This window comes from Luteimonas sp. A649, assembly GCF_054072735.1.
Genome location: NZ_JBSVRQ010000001.1, coordinates 1322656 through 1336114 on the forward strand (window position 1 = coordinate 1322656; position 13459 = coordinate 1336114).

15 protein-coding genes are annotated in these 13459 nt (G+C 69.9%); 14 read left to right on the forward strand and 1 reads right to left on the reverse strand.

Translation table 11 applies throughout. From position 1 onward, the window contains the following. The first annotated feature begins 1 nt into the window (after window position 1). From ACW5E8_RS06185 to ACW5E8_RS06250, 14 genes are all read left to right on the forward strand, one after another. A complete protein-coding gene (locus ACW5E8_RS06185; protein ID WP_456964593.1) occupies window positions 2-307 on the forward strand; it encodes a hypothetical protein in 306 nt (101 codons plus the stop codon). Then, entirely contained in the window at window positions 304-621 is a 318-nt protein-coding gene (locus tag ACW5E8_RS06190; RefSeq protein WP_456964594.1) for a hypothetical protein, read from the forward strand. Before ACW5E8_RS06185 ends, ACW5E8_RS06190 begins: the two co-directional genes overlap by 4 nt. A 34-nt stretch (window positions 622-655) precedes the next feature. Then, window positions 656-1441, forward strand: coding sequence for an SDR family oxidoreductase (locus tag ACW5E8_RS06195; RefSeq protein ID WP_456964595.1), 786 nt, complete (start codon window positions 656-658; stop codon window positions 1439-1441). 4 nt (window positions 1442-1445) lie between these two features. Beyond that, the gene (gene nei / locus ACW5E8_RS06200) at window positions 1446-2258 is read left to right on the forward strand and encodes an endonuclease VIII (protein WP_456964596.1); all 813 of its coding nucleotides are present in this window, start codon (window positions 1446-1448) and stop codon (window positions 2256-2258) included. Between the two features lie 31 nt (window positions 2259-2289). Continuing rightward, window positions 2290-3714, forward strand: a complete 1425-nt coding sequence (locus tag ACW5E8_RS06205; protein WP_456964597.1) for an aldehyde dehydrogenase — start codon at window positions 2290-2292, stop codon at window positions 3712-3714. 38 nt (window positions 3715-3752) lie between these two features. Then, a complete protein-coding gene (gene can, locus ACW5E8_RS06210) occupies window positions 3753-4415 on the forward strand; it encodes a carbonate dehydratase (RefSeq protein WP_456964598.1) in 663 nt (220 codons plus the stop codon). A 1-nt stretch (window position 4416) separates the two neighbouring features. Beyond that, a complete protein-coding gene (locus ACW5E8_RS06215) occupies window positions 4417-4854 on the forward strand; it encodes a RidA family protein (RefSeq protein WP_456964599.1) in 438 nt (145 codons plus the stop codon). After that, the gene (locus ACW5E8_RS06220; RefSeq protein ID WP_456964600.1) at window positions 4851-5399 is read left to right on the forward strand and encodes a 3-hydroxyanthranilate 3,4-dioxygenase; all 549 of its coding nucleotides are present in this window, start codon (window positions 4851-4853) and stop codon (window positions 5397-5399) included. Before ACW5E8_RS06215 ends, ACW5E8_RS06220 begins: the two co-directional genes overlap by 4 nt. Before the next feature lie 7 nt (window positions 5400-5406). Continuing rightward, window positions 5407-6432, forward strand: coding sequence for an amidohydrolase family protein (locus ACW5E8_RS06225; protein ID WP_456964601.1), 1026 nt, complete (start codon window positions 5407-5409; stop codon window positions 6430-6432). Between the two features lie 138 nt (window positions 6433-6570). Then, on the forward strand, window positions 6571-7863 hold the full coding sequence (gene kynU, locus ACW5E8_RS06230; RefSeq protein WP_456964602.1) for a kynureninase: 1293 nt from the start codon (window positions 6571-6573) through the stop codon (window positions 7861-7863). Then, complete coding sequence (locus ACW5E8_RS06235; protein WP_456964603.1) at window positions 7860-9254, forward strand: FAD-dependent oxidoreductase; 1395 nt, start codon at window positions 7860-7862, stop codon at window positions 9252-9254. The genes kynU and ACW5E8_RS06235 overlap by 4 nt, the downstream gene beginning before the upstream one ends. A gap of 184 nt (window positions 9255-9438) precedes the next feature. Beyond that, on the forward strand, window positions 9439-10923 hold the full coding sequence (gene sbcB, locus ACW5E8_RS06240; protein ID WP_456964604.1) for an exodeoxyribonuclease I: 1485 nt from the start codon (window positions 9439-9441) through the stop codon (window positions 10921-10923). After that, a complete protein-coding gene (locus ACW5E8_RS06245) occupies window positions 10920-11606 on the forward strand; it encodes a DUF2461 domain-containing protein (protein WP_456964605.1) in 687 nt (228 codons plus the stop codon). The genes sbcB and ACW5E8_RS06245 overlap by 4 nt, the downstream gene beginning before the upstream one ends. Before the next feature lie 2 nt (window positions 11607-11608). Then, window positions 11609-12178 carry a DUF2939 domain-containing protein gene (locus ACW5E8_RS06250; protein WP_456964606.1) on the forward strand — a complete coding sequence of 190 codons (570 nt, stop codon included), beginning with the start codon at window positions 11609-11611 and terminating at the stop codon, window positions 12176-12178. A 276-nt stretch (window positions 12179-12454) separates the two neighbouring features. On the opposite strand, the gene ACW5E8_RS06255 is transcribed toward ACW5E8_RS06250, so the two are convergent. After that, window positions 12455-13363, reverse strand: a complete 909-nt coding sequence (locus ACW5E8_RS06255) for a 5'-nucleotidase (protein WP_456964607.1) — start codon at window positions 13361-13363, stop codon at window positions 12455-12457. Between the last annotated feature and the right edge of the window lie 96 nt (window positions 13364-13459).

The window sequence follows — 13459 nt, forward strand, 5'->3', positions numbered from 1 at the left end:
CGTGCCGCTGTTCTTTGCCCTGTGCTTCGTCGGCGTCGCCATTGCCGGCGCCTGCGCGTACATCATCTTCTGGCCGCTGTCGCTGGTGCAGCTGCGCGACCTGCATCCGGCCGTGCGCGAGCGCCTGGGCGAAGGCGCGTTCCTCAAGCCTCGGGTGATGTGGTGGCTGCTGTCGGGCGGCTATCGCGAGACCGCCGATCCCGCGTTCACCGGCCTGGCGACGCCGGCCCGCGTGGCGCTGTCGACGGTGATTTTCGGGCTGTCCGGCGCCGCGATCATGTGGCTCTGGTCGGTGGCGCTGTCATGACCTTCGACGACGGTCGCCAGCGCGACGAATGGTGGCTGGCCACGCTTGGACGCATGGTCATCTGGGCGCGGTTGCGCGTGCGCGAGGGCGGCACCGCCGAGGTGCTCGACAGCGATGGCAACACCCTGGGCTACGACAGCGAGGACACCGCGCGCGCCATGCTGATGGACGCCGAGTTCGTGGCCTTCGACGGCCTGGACGACGCGGATGCCGCCGAGCGCGGCTTCCTCCCCGGCGAACTCACCCCGCCCCAGGGCGACGACGACGGCGTGCTGCAGGCCGGCATGGTCCAGACCTTCGGCGGCAACGCCTGACGGGGCCACGCCCCACCCCAGCAAGGAGACAGCCATGGACCTCGACCTCACAGGACGCCACGCACTGGTCTGCGGTGCGTCCGAAGGCATCGGCCGCGCCACGGCGATCGAGCTGGCCGCGCTTGGCGCCAGCGTCACGGTGCTCTCCCGCCGCGAGGATGCGCTGCGCGAGGTGGTGTCGGCGCTGGCGGGCGGTGGCTCCCGCGAGCATGCGTTCGTGGCGGCCGACAGCGCAGACACCGACGGCCTGGCCAAGGCCGTGGCCTCGGTGGTCGCGCAGCACCCCGTGCACATCCTGGTCAACAACACCGGCGGTCCGCCCGGTGGCCCCGCGGCCGACGCGCCGCTGGACGCTTTCGAAGCCGCCTTCCGCCGCCACCTGCTCGCCAACCAGGTGCTGCTGCAGGCCGTGCTGCCGGGCATGCGCGAAGCGCGCTGGGGCCGGGTGGTGAACGTGGTCTCGACCTCGGTGCGCGAGCCGATCGCGGGCCTGGGCGTGTCCAACACCATCCGCGGCGCAGTGGCGGCCTGGGCCAAGACGCTGTCGCGCGAGCTGGCGCCCGAAGGCATCACCGTCAACAACGTCCTGCCAGGCTTCACCGAGACCGGGCGCATCCGCCAGATCATCGGCGACCGTGCGAAGAAGGAACGCCGCAGCGAGGACGACGTCCGCCGCGAGATGGAGGCCGCGATCCCGGCCCGCCGCTTCGCCACCGCGGACGAGACCGGCGGCGTGATCGCCTTCCTGTGTTCGCCGGCCGGGTCCTACGTCAACGGCGTCAGCCTCGCGGTCGACGGCGGGCGCATGGCCTCGATCTGAGGCCGTGCCCGAAGGCCCGGAGATCCGCCGCGCCGCCGACCGCCTTGTCGAGGCGGTGGCGGGCGAGCCACTGGTCCGCGCCTGGTTCGCATTCCCCGCACTGAAGCGCTTCGAAGCCGGCCTTGCAGGCCGCCGCATCGAATCGATCACCTCGCGGGGCAAGGCGATGCTGGTCCGCTTCGAACACGGCTGGACGATGTACAGCCACAACCAGCTGTACGGCGTCTGGAAGGTGGCCGCGCCCGGTGAACGACCTGGGACGAAGCGATCGCTGCGCGTTGCGCTCGAGACCGCACACGGTGCGATCCTGCTGTACTCCGCATCGGATGTGTCGATGTGGCGCAGCGACGAGGTCGAGTCGCACCCGTTCCTGCAGGGTCTCGGGCCCGATGTGCTCGACCCGGCGCTGGACGCCGCCGCGGTCGCCGCGCGACTGCAGTCCGCACCCTTCCGCGGCCGTGCGCTGGGCGGCCTGCTGCTCGACCAGGGCTTTCTTGCGGGCATGGGCAACTACCTGCGCTCGGAAGTGCTGTTCGCCGCGGGGCTGCGGCCGGCACGGCGACCGAAGGACCTGGAGCCGGAGGCGACGGCGCGGCTGGCACGGGCGCTGCTCGACATCCCGCGCCTGAGCTACGCCACCCGCGGCATCGCGCCGGCCGACCGCATGCGCGACGACTACCTCACCGATACGCCCGACGCCTTCCGCTTCCAGGTCTTCGGCCGCGAAGGCCAGCCCTGCCCCGCCTGCGGCACCACGATCGAGCGCATGAGCGTCGGATCACGCCGGCTCTACGTCTGCCCGGCCTGCCAGTCCTGACGGCTCGGGCCGGCGCGGGTAAGCTTGCGGGATGCGACGCTACGCACACGTCATCGGCAGCGCCAGCCGCGAAGCCGCCAGCGGTCGCTGGCGCGATGTCTTCGAGCCGGCGACGGCCAAGGCGTACGCCGAGGTCGCCGATGGCGATGCCGGCGACGTCGAGGCCGCGGTCGCAGCCGCCAGCGACGCCTTCCCGGCCTGGGCCGGCCTGCGCAACAGCGAACGTTCGCGGCATCTGGAACGGTTCGCAGCCGCGTTGGAAGCGCGCATCGACGACTTCGCCCACGCCGAGGCCCGCGACGGCGGCAAGCCCTTCGCCCTCGCCCGCGACGCCGAGATCCCGCGCGCGGTGTCCAACCTGCGTTTCTTCGCCCACGCCGCCACCCAGTTCTCCAGCGAATCGCACCACGGCGAGGCCGGGCTGAACTACACCCTGCGCCAGCCGCTGGGCGTGGTCGGCACGATCTCGCCCTGGAACCTGCCGCTGTACCTGTTCACCTGGAAGATCGCGCCGGCGCTCGCCGCGGGCAACACCGTGGTGGCCAAGCCTTCCGAGGTGACGCCGGCAACCGCGACGATGCTGGGCGCACTGGCGCTTGAAGCCGGGCTGCCGGCGGGCGTGCTCAACGTGGTGCACGGCGGCGGCCCCGAAGTCGGCGAAGCCATCGTGCGCCACGACGCGATCAAGGCGATCTCGTTCACCGGCAGCACCGCGGTCGGCAAGCGCATCGCCGGCATCGCCGGGCCACTGCTGAAGAAGGTCTCGCTGGAACTGGGCGGCAAGAACCCCACCCTGGTATTCGCCGATGGCGACTGGCGGGACCACCTCGACACCATCGTCCGCTCCGCGTTCCAGAACAGCGGCCAGATCTGCCTCTGCGGCTCGCGCATCCTGGTCGAACGCAGCGTGCATGCCGAATTCCGCGAGGCCTTCGTCGCACGCACGCTGGCGCTGCGCCCGGGTGATCCGATGGACAGCGACGCCAACTTCGGGCCACTGGTGTCGCAGGCGCACTTCGACAAGGTGGTCGCGGCGATCGCCCGCGCCCGCGACGAGGGCGGCAGCGTGCTTTGCGGCGGCACGGTGCTGGAGCGCCCGGGCTGGTTCGTGGCGCCGACCGTGATCGAAGGCCTCGGCCCCGACTGCGCCAGCAACCGTGAAGAGATCTTCGGCCCCGTCGCCACGCTGCAGGCATTCGACGGCGACGACCACGCGCTGGCGCTGGCCAATGCCGGCGACTACGGCCTGGCCGCTTCGGTCTGGACCCGCGACCTGGCACGCGCGCACCGCTTCGGCGCGCAGCTGCGCACGGGCATCGTCTGGATCAACGCCTGGCTGATGCGCGACCTGCGCACGCCCTTCGGCGGCATGGGCCAGTCCGGCCTTGGTCGCGAGGGCGGACTGGAAGCGATGCGCTTCTTCACCGAACCGCGCAACGTCTGCATCGCGACCTGAACGCCCGACCCCCTTTCCCCCAAGCACGACGGAATCCCATGCACCGAATGCACGACCTCCTCGAACGCAACCGAATCTGGGCCGAACGCGTCGAAGCCGAGGATCCCGGTTTCTTCACGCGCCTGTCGAAGATCCAGAAGCCGAAGTACCTCTGGATCGGCTGCTCCGATTCGCGCGTGCCGGCGAACCAGATCATCGACATGGCCCCGGGCGAAGTCTTCGTGCACCGCAACGTCGCCAACGTGGTGGTGCACACCGACCTCAACTGCCTGTCGGTGATCCAGTACGCGATCGACGTGCTCGAGGTCGAACACATCCTCGTGGTCGGCCACTACGGCTGTGCCGGCGTGGGCGCGGCGCTCGACGGCCAGCGCGTCGGCCTGGCCGACAACTGGATCCGCCACGTCAAGGACGTCAAGCACAAGCATCGCGCGATCATCGAGGAGCTCGACGACGACGCCATCCGCCACGACCGCCTGTGCGAGCTCAACGCGCTGGAGCAGATGATCAACGTCGCCGAGTCGACCGTGGTCCGCGAGGCCTGGGCGCGCGGGCAGAAGGTCGCGTTGCACGCGTGGGTGTATTCGCTGCGCGACGGCCGCGTGCACGACCTGGGCCTGTCGATCGATTCGCCCGCGGCGCTGCCTGCACAGTACGAGCCGGCGGTCGAGCGCATCCGCGACGACCGCGAGGACCGCTGAGATGGACGGCCGCATCGTCCGCACCGACACCGCGCCCAAGCCGGTCGGCGCCTATCCGCACGCACGGCGCGTGGGCGACCTGTTGTTCCTGTCAGGCATCGGACCGCGCGACCCGTCCACCGACGCCATCCCGGGCAACGAGCATGACGGCGGCGGCCGCCTGCGCGCATACGACATCACCGCCCAGGCCCACGCCGTGTTCGCCAACGTCCGCGCGGTGCTCGAAGCCAGCGGCGCGCGCTGGGAGGACCTGGTGGACGTGACCGTCTACCTGACCGACATGGCGCGCGACTTCAAGGCCTACAACGCGGTCTGGGCAGCCCATTTCCCCGACCCCGCCACCGCGCCCTGCCGGACCACGCTCGGCATCACCGCGCTGCCAACGCCGATCGCGATCGAACTCAAGTGCATCGCCGCCTTCCAGGGAGACCCGCCATGATTCCCGCGCCGCTGAACTTCCAGAAGTGGATCGAGGACCACCGGCATCTGCTCAAACCGCCGGTGGGCAACAAGTGCATCTACGACGGCGAGTTCATCGTCATGGTGGTCGGCGGTCCCAACGCGCGCACCGACTACCACTGGGAGGAAGGCCCCGAGTGGTTCCATCAGCTGGAAGGCGAGATGGTCCTGCGCATCCAGGAGGACGGAAAGGTCCGGGACATCCCGATCCGCGCCGGCGAGACCTTCCTGTTGCCGCCGCGCGTGCCGCACTCGCCGCAGCGCGCCGAAGGGTCGATTGGACTGGTGATCGAGCGCCGCCGCCTGCCGCACGAGGACGACGGCCTGATGTGGTTCTGCGACAACTGCAACGAGAAGGTCTACGAGGAGTTCTTCCACCTCGAGGACATCGAGCAGGACTTCTTCCGCGTGTTCGAGAACTTCTACCGCAGCGATGCGCTGCGCACCTGCAAGGCCTGCGGGCATCTCAATCCGCGGCCGACACGCTACGAGATGCAAGCCGACTCGCAAGCCGACATCACCTGAGGGCGACATGCTCAAGATCGACATCCATGCCCACTACCTGCCCCGCGACTGGCCCGACCTCGCGCGCAAGTACGGCGACGACCGCTTCCCGGTGATCCACCACACCGAGGACGGCCGCCACCGCATGTACAAGGACGGCCGATTCTTCCGCGAGATCTGGTCCAAGACCTGGGACCCGCAAGAGCGCATCGACGACTACGCGCGCTTCGGGGTGCAGGTGCAGGTGATCAGCACGGTGCCGGTGATGTTCAGCTACTGGGCCAAGCCCAACCAGGCGCTGGAGCTGCACCAGGCACTCAACGACCACATGGCGGAAACCTGCCGCGCGCATCCGCGCCACTACGCCGGCATCGGCACGGTACCGCTGCAGTCGCCGCGGCTGGCGGTGCAGGAGCTCGAGCGCTGCATGGACGAGCTTGGCCTGCAGGGCGTGCAGATCGGTTCGCACGTGCAGGTATCGGCCGACACGCACTGGAACCTGGACGCGCCCGAACTGTTCCCGTTCTTCGAGGCCGCGGCCGACCTGGGCGCGGCGATCCTCGTGCACCCCTGGGACATGATGGGCACCGACACCATGCCCAAGTACTGGCTGCCCTGGCTGGTCGGCATGCCGGCCGAGCAGTCACGCGCGGCCTGCTCGCTGGTCTTCGGCGGCGTGCTTGAGCGGCTGCCGAAGCTCAAGATCTGCATGGCGCACGGCGGCGGCAGCTTCCCCTACACCATCGGCCGCATCGAACACGGCTTCAACATGCGCCCCGACCTCGTGGCCACCGACAACCCGCGCAATCCCCGCGAGTACCTGTCGCGCCTTTACTTCGACTCCTGGGTCGCCGACTCGAAGGCACTTGAATACCTGATCGACACCTGCGGCATCGACCGCGTGATGCTCGGCACCGACTACCCCTTCCCCCTGGGCGAACAGCAACCTGGCGCCGGCATCGACGCACTGGGCCTGGACGACGCGGGCCAGGCGCGCCTCTACCACGGTACTGCGCTCGAATGGCTGGGCCTGCCGAGGTCGAGGTTCGCGTGAAGAGCATTTGGCCACGGATTTACGTGGATAAACGCGGATCAGAAGCGAAGAGCTTTTGAAGTTGGCCTCTACATCTGTTCGCTTCTGCTTTATCCGCGTCTATCCGCGTCAATCCGTGGCAAAAGAGGCTTCTTCTCCATGACCGAGCTGTACACCGACCAGCACGCTGCAACCCTTGACGCCGCCGATCCGCTGCGCGGACTGCGGGCTGAGTTCCATCTGCCGCGGCATGGCGAGCGGGAGCAGGCGTACTTCTGCGGCAATTCGCTGGGGCTGCAGCCGAAGTCGGCGCGCGCGCACGTGGTCGATGTGCTCGACAAGTGGGCCGCCGAAGCCGTCGAAGCGCACTTCACCGGCACCACGCAGTGGATGCCCTACCACGCGCTGCTGCGTGAGCCGCTGGCACGGGTGGTGGGTGCCGAGCCTTCAGAGGTGGTGGCGATGAACTCGCTGACCGCCAACCTCCACTTCATGATGGTCAGCTTCTACCGGCCCACGCGCGAGCGGCCGGCGATCCTGATGGAGGCCGGGGCGTTTCCGTCGGATCGCTATGCGCTGGAATCCCAGCTGCGCTTCCACGGCTTCGACCCGGCCACCGACCTGATCGAGCTCGAGCCCGACCTGGCCGAAGGCACGTTCTCGATGGAGGCCATCGCACGCGCCATCGAAATGCATGGTCCGCGCCTGGCGCTGGTGCTGTGGCCGGGCGTGCAGTACCGAAGCGGCCAGGCGTTCGACGTCGCGGAGATCACGCGGCTGGGGCACGCCGCAGGTGCGGTGGTGGGTTTCGACCTGGCGCATGCCGCCGGCAACCTGCCGCTGCGGCTGCACGACGACGATCCGGACTTCGCCGTCTGGTGCCATTACAAATACCTGAACTCCGGGCCGGGCGCGGTAGCCGGCTGCTTCGTGCATGCGCGCCATGCGCGCACCGACCGCCCGCGCTTTGCCGGCTGGTGGGGACACGACGAGGCCTCCCGCTTCCGCATGGCGCCGAGCTTCGAGCCAACGCCCGGCGCGGATGGCTGGCAGCTCAGCAATCCGCCGATCCTGGGCCTGGCGCCGCTGCGCGGCGCGCTGGAGCTGTTCGATCGCGTCGGCATGCAGGCATTGCGTACGAAGTCCGAATCGCTCACCGGCTACCTGGAGGCGCTGATCGACGCGCGGCTGTCGGACACGCTGCGCATCGCCACCCCGCGCGACTCCGCGCAGCGCGGCGCGCAGCTTTCGCTGCGGGTGCTCGAGGGCCGCGGCCTGAGCGGTCGTGACGCCGGACGATCTCTGTTCGAGTCGCTGTCGGCGCAGGGCGTGGTCGGCGACTGGCGCGAGCCCGACGTGATCCGGATTTCGCCGGCGCCGATGTACAACAGCCACGCCGACGTGCTGCGCTTCGTGCGCGCCACCGAAGCCTGGCGCGAGGACCAGGCATGAGCTCGGCGGCAACCACGGCGGGAGCGGGCGCCCAACGCGAAGCCACCATCGTCGGCGCGGGCCTGGCCGGCGCACTGATGGCCGCCCTGCTCGCCCAGCGCGGCTGGAAGGTCGAGGTCTATGAAAGCCGGGGCGACCCCCGCATCCACGGATTCGCCGGTGGCCGCTCGATCAATCTCGCGCTGGCCGAACGTGGCCTGCACGCCCTGCGCGCCGCCGACGCCGACCGCGACGTCCTGGCGCAGGCGGTGATGATGCGCGGGCGCATGGTGCATCCCCTCGACGGCGCGCCGCAGCTGCAGCGCTACGGTCGCGACGACAGCGAGGTGATCTGGTCGGTCAGCCGCGGCGAACTCAACATCACCCTGATCAACGCCGCCGAGGCCGCGGGCGCGGTGCTGCACTTCGACCGGCGGCTCGAGGCCGTGGACTTCGCCGCACGGCGGGCGTTCTACCGCGGCGACGGCGAGCTGCACCGTGTCGGCTTCACCACCCTGATCGGCTGCGACGGCGCCGGCTCCACGCTGCGCGCACAGATGGGGCAGCGCGGCGACCTGGGCGAGCGCACCGACTGGCTCGGCCATGGCTACAAGGAGCTGGAGATCCCGCCGGCCACCGACGGCGACTTCCGCATCGAGCCCAACGCCCTGCACATCTGGCCGCGCGGCCGCTACATGTGCATCGCCCTGCCCAATGACGAGCGCACCTTCACCGTGACCCTGTTCATGGCGATGCGTGACGAAGGGGTGGGCGACCCGAGCTTCGAAACGGTACCGACATCCGTGGAGGCGCGCGCGTTGTTCGAGTGCGATTTCCCGGACACGCTGCCGCTGATCCCCGAGCTGGAGCACCATTTCGACTCCAACCCGATCGGCACCCTCGGCACGCTCTACCTCGACCGCTGGCACCTCGACGGCGACGCCGTCCTGATCGGCGACGCCGCGCACGCGATGGTGCCCTTCCACGGCCAGGGCATGAACTGCGCGTTCGAGGACTGCGTGGCGCTTGCGAAGCAGCTGGACGCATCGGTTGACCTGGCGACGGCCTACGCCGCCTTCGAAGCGCAGCGCATGCCCGATGCCGCGGCCATCCAGCGCATGGCCCTGGACAACTACATCGAGATGCGCGACCTCGTCGACGACGCCGACTTCCTTCTCCAGCGCGAACTCGAACTGGCCCTGCAGGCAAGGCACCCCACGCGCTTCATCCCGCACTACGCGATGGTCACCTTCATGCGCATCCCCTACTCGCTCGCGCTGGAACGCAGCGAAGTGCAGCGGCGGATCCTCGAGGACGCGACCCGCGGGCTGTCAACCTTGGAGCAGGTCGACCTCCCCGCCCTGGACCCGGTGGTTGAACAGGCACTCCCCCCGCTGGAGAACACCCCGTGACCCGGTCCACCCCCACCAGCGGGAGCCGCATTTGTAGGAGCGGCTACAGCCGCGATGACGTGCCCTGCCGGGCAATCACGGCTGTAGCCGCTCCCACAATGTGCGCAGCCGCTTCCACAATGTGCGGGGCGGCGCCAACAATGTGCACAGCCGCTCCCACGATATCGGGCGAGGTCGCCAGGGCATGAGCGACAGCTTCCTCTTCTACGACCTCGAGACCTGGGGCATCGATCCGCGGCGCACCCGGGTCGCGCAGTTCGCCGCCATCCGCACCGATACCGAACTCCGCCAGCTCGGAGTTCCGATCGAGTTCATGGTCCGCCCGGCCGACGACCTGCTGCCATCGCCAGGCGCGTCGATGGTGACGGGCCTGGCACCGCAGGCCGCGCTGCAGACGGGGCTCGGCGAGTCCGAGGCATTCGCCCGGATCGTCGACGAAATGGCGCGCCCGGGCACCTGCACGCTGGGCTACAACTCGCTGCGCTTCGACGACGAGTTCGTGCGCCATGGGCTGTTCCGCAACTTCCACGATCCCTATGAGCGCGAGTGGCGCAACGGCAACTGCCGCTGGGACCTGCTCGACGTCATGCGCCTGGCGCATGCGCTGCGGCCCGAGGGCATCGCGTGGCCCATGCGCGAGGACGGTGCCGGCGTTTCGTTCAAGCTCGAGCACCTGGCCGAGGCCAACGGCGTGCGCAGCGGCGACGCGCACGAAGCCCTGTCCGACGTCCTTGCGCTGATCGGGCTCGCGCGGCTGTTCCGCGAAGCGCAGCCACGGCTGTGGGAGTACGCGCTGGCGCTCCGCCACAAACGGCATGTCGGCAGCCTGCTCGACCCCATGGCGATGACCCCCGTGCTGCACGTCTCGCAGCGCTATCCCGCGGCGCGCATGTGCGCCGCCGCCGTGCTGCCGTTGGCGACGCACCCCCAGATCGGCAACCGCGTGATCGTGTACGACCTCGACGCCGAGCCCGACGACCTTCTGGACCTGCCAGCCGAAGAGATCGCCGCCCGCCTCTATGTACGCGCGGCCGACCTGCCCGAAGGCGTATCGCGGGTGCCGCTGAAAGAGGTGCACACCAACCGCTGCCCCGCCCTCGTGCAGTGGAGCCACCTGCGGCCGGCGGACTTCGAGCGGCTCGGAATCGATCCCGCCGTCGCCGAGGCCCGCGCCGCGCGCATCCGCGCCCAGGGGCCGGCGATCGCGGAGAAAGTGCGGCGCGTGTTCGTCCGCGATCGCGATGGCGAACGGGCCCCGCCGGATGTCGACGCCGCGCTGTACGACGGCTTCATCGGCGACGGCGACAAGGCCCGCCTCGCGATGGTGCGCGCCACGCCACCGGCACAGCTGGGTGCGCGCGAGTTCGGTTTCCAGGACCCGCGCCTGCCGGAGCTGCTGTTCCGCTACCGCGCCCGCAACTGGCCCGAAACGCTCGACGCCGGGGAGCGCACCCGTTGGGACGATTACCGCCGCCTGCGCCTGACCGGCGACAGCGGACTGTCCGAACTCACCTTCGACGACTATTTCAACGACATCGCCCGCCTGCGCACGGAACACGCCGGCAACGCGGACCGCCAGGCGCTGCTCCAGCGGCTGGAGCAGTGGGGCCGCGACCTCGCGGCAGGCCTCGCACCCGCCACGCCGCCAATGTTCGACGCACCTGCATGAGCGCTTATTTCTCCGACAAGACCTTCCGCTTCCTGCGCGCGCTGGCCCGGAACAACGAGCGCGCCTGGTTCCACGCCCACAAGCACGACTACGACGCGCACGTGCGCGACCCGCTGCAGCGCCTGGTCACGGACCTCGCGCCCGACCTGGCCGAGGTCAGCCTGCAGTTCCGGGCTGATCCGCGCACGGTCGGGGGATCGCTCTACCGCATCCAGCGCGACACCCGCTTCGCCAACGACAAGCGCCCCTACAAGACCTGGCAGGGCGCGCGCCTGTTCCATGCCCGCCGCAAGGAGCTCGCATCGCCGCTGTACTACCTGCACATCCAGCCCGGCGGCTGCTTCGTCGGCGCCGGCATCTGGCGACCGGAGTCGCCAACGCTGCGCGCGATCCGGCAGTTCATCGTCGACAACCCCGCGGGCTGGAAGGCGGCCGCGCACGCGCCGGCGTTCCAGCGCCGCTATGCGCTGGACGAAGAGGACATGCTGGTGCGTCCGCCGCGCGGGTTCCCGGCCGACTTCGCCTTCATCGACGACCTGCGCCACCGCAGCTTCGTGGCCTGGCGCGCGCTGGACGACGCGACCGTGACCGGCCCGCGCCTGCGGCAGGTGCTGGCGAAGGACCTGCGTGACCTCGCGCCCTTCGTCGACTACCTCTGCGCCGCGTTGGACCTGGAGTTCTGAGCATGGCCGACACCCGCAGGCTGCGGTGGTTGCCCTGGATCGTGGCGGCAGTGCTGGTGGCCTTGCTCGCGTGGGCGGCCACTGGCCCATGGCGCGCCATCGAGGGCATCCGCCAGGCGGTCAAGACCGAGGATGCGCGCGCGCTTGCGCGCCACGTCGATTTCCCGGCCCTGCGCGCGAGCCTGAAGCCCCAGGTGCAGGACCGCCTGGTACGCGCCGCGGGCGTCGATGCGCAGACCGGCCCCTTCGCAGCCTTCGGCCTGACCGTGGCCACCGGCGTCGCCGGCGGCCTGGTGGACGCGATGGTGACGCCCGTCGGCCTGGGTGCGCTGATGGAAGGACGCAAGGCCTGGAACCGGGTGGGCGGCATTCCTCCCCCCACGCGCAGCGACACCGGCGCGCAGCCGGAACCGATCCCGGCCCCGCGGCTGCGCTTCGAATCACTCTCCCGCGCCACGGCCACGGTCACCATGGACGACGGCAGCGAACTCGGCCTGGTGCTGACCCGCACGGGCCTGCGCTGGCGGCTGGCGGAGATGCGATTGCCGCCGCCAGCCGACCTGCCCGGTTGATCAGGCCCGCGCGAGCTCCCTTTCGGGTGCTGGCGCTGGCACCGGTGCAGCTACTGCCCGCTTTGCAGGCACGTCGTCTGGACGCATCTCCGGGGCCGTCGATGCTGCCAGGAACGCATCCAGCGAGTCGACGCGATCGGGCGGCCGAAATGTACGCACGGAAGGCAGCGCGAAGCGACTGCAAAGCCGGCAAACGTCATCGATCGGACGCAAACATGCGGCTATAAGCGTGTAACGACAGCAATACCAACACGCACAGCCTGCCGTTCCGACCCTTCAGCCGTGATTGGCGACCCCGTGCGGCACATGCCCGGTGGTCACGTGCTGGCGCGCGCTGTCGATGTTGTGCTGCGAATCGTCGAAGAAGATGTCCGCGCCGAACACGTCCAGGAACGGGCCCTTGGCGCGGCCGCCGAGGAACAGGGCCTCGTCCAGGCGCACGCCCCATTCGCGCAGGGTGCGGATCACGCGCTCATGCGCCGGCGCCGAACGCGCAGTGACCAGCGCGGTGCGGATGGGCGATGCCTCGCCCGGCGGATAGGCCGCCTGCAGGTGGTGCAGGGCGTCGAGGAAGCCGCGGAACGGGCCACCCGACAGGGGCTCGCGTGCGCGCTCGAGCTCATGGCGGTGGAAGGCTTCGATGCCGCCCTCGCGCGAGACGCGCTCGCCCTCGTCGCCGAAGATCACCGCGTCGCCGTCGAAGGCGATGCGCAACTGGTCGTGCCGGTGCGCCGGGGCCTTGGCCGGCAGGATGGTCGCCGCCGCCACGCCATTTTCCAGCGCCGCGCGCACGGAATCAGGGTTGGCCGACAGGAACAGCTGCGCGCCGAAGGGCCGGATATACGGCCAGGTCGGTTCGCCCGACGTGAACGTGGCGCGCGCGATCGCCAGGCCGTGGTGCTGGATCGAATTGAAGATGCGCAGCCCGGTGTCGGCGGAGTTGCGCGACAGGAGGATCACTTCCACGCGCGGCGCGTCGGCGGCGGCGCCATCGTTGAGTCCCAGTAGCTTCCGCACCAGCGGGAACGCGATGCCGGGCTCGAGGATCTCGTCTTCCTTGGTGCGCTGGTGCTCGGCATAGGCCTCGATGCCGTCGCTTTCGAACAGCGCGTGGCTGTCCTCCAGGTCGAACAGCGCACGGGAGGAGATGGCGACGATCAGCGGTGGCAGGACATCGGAGGGCATGCGGACAGTATGCGCGACCGTCGTCGCAGACAGCGAGACGCGCGGGAGGGCACGTGACTGCAGGCACTGGTTGCGCCGCGCCCGGGATTGCGAGGC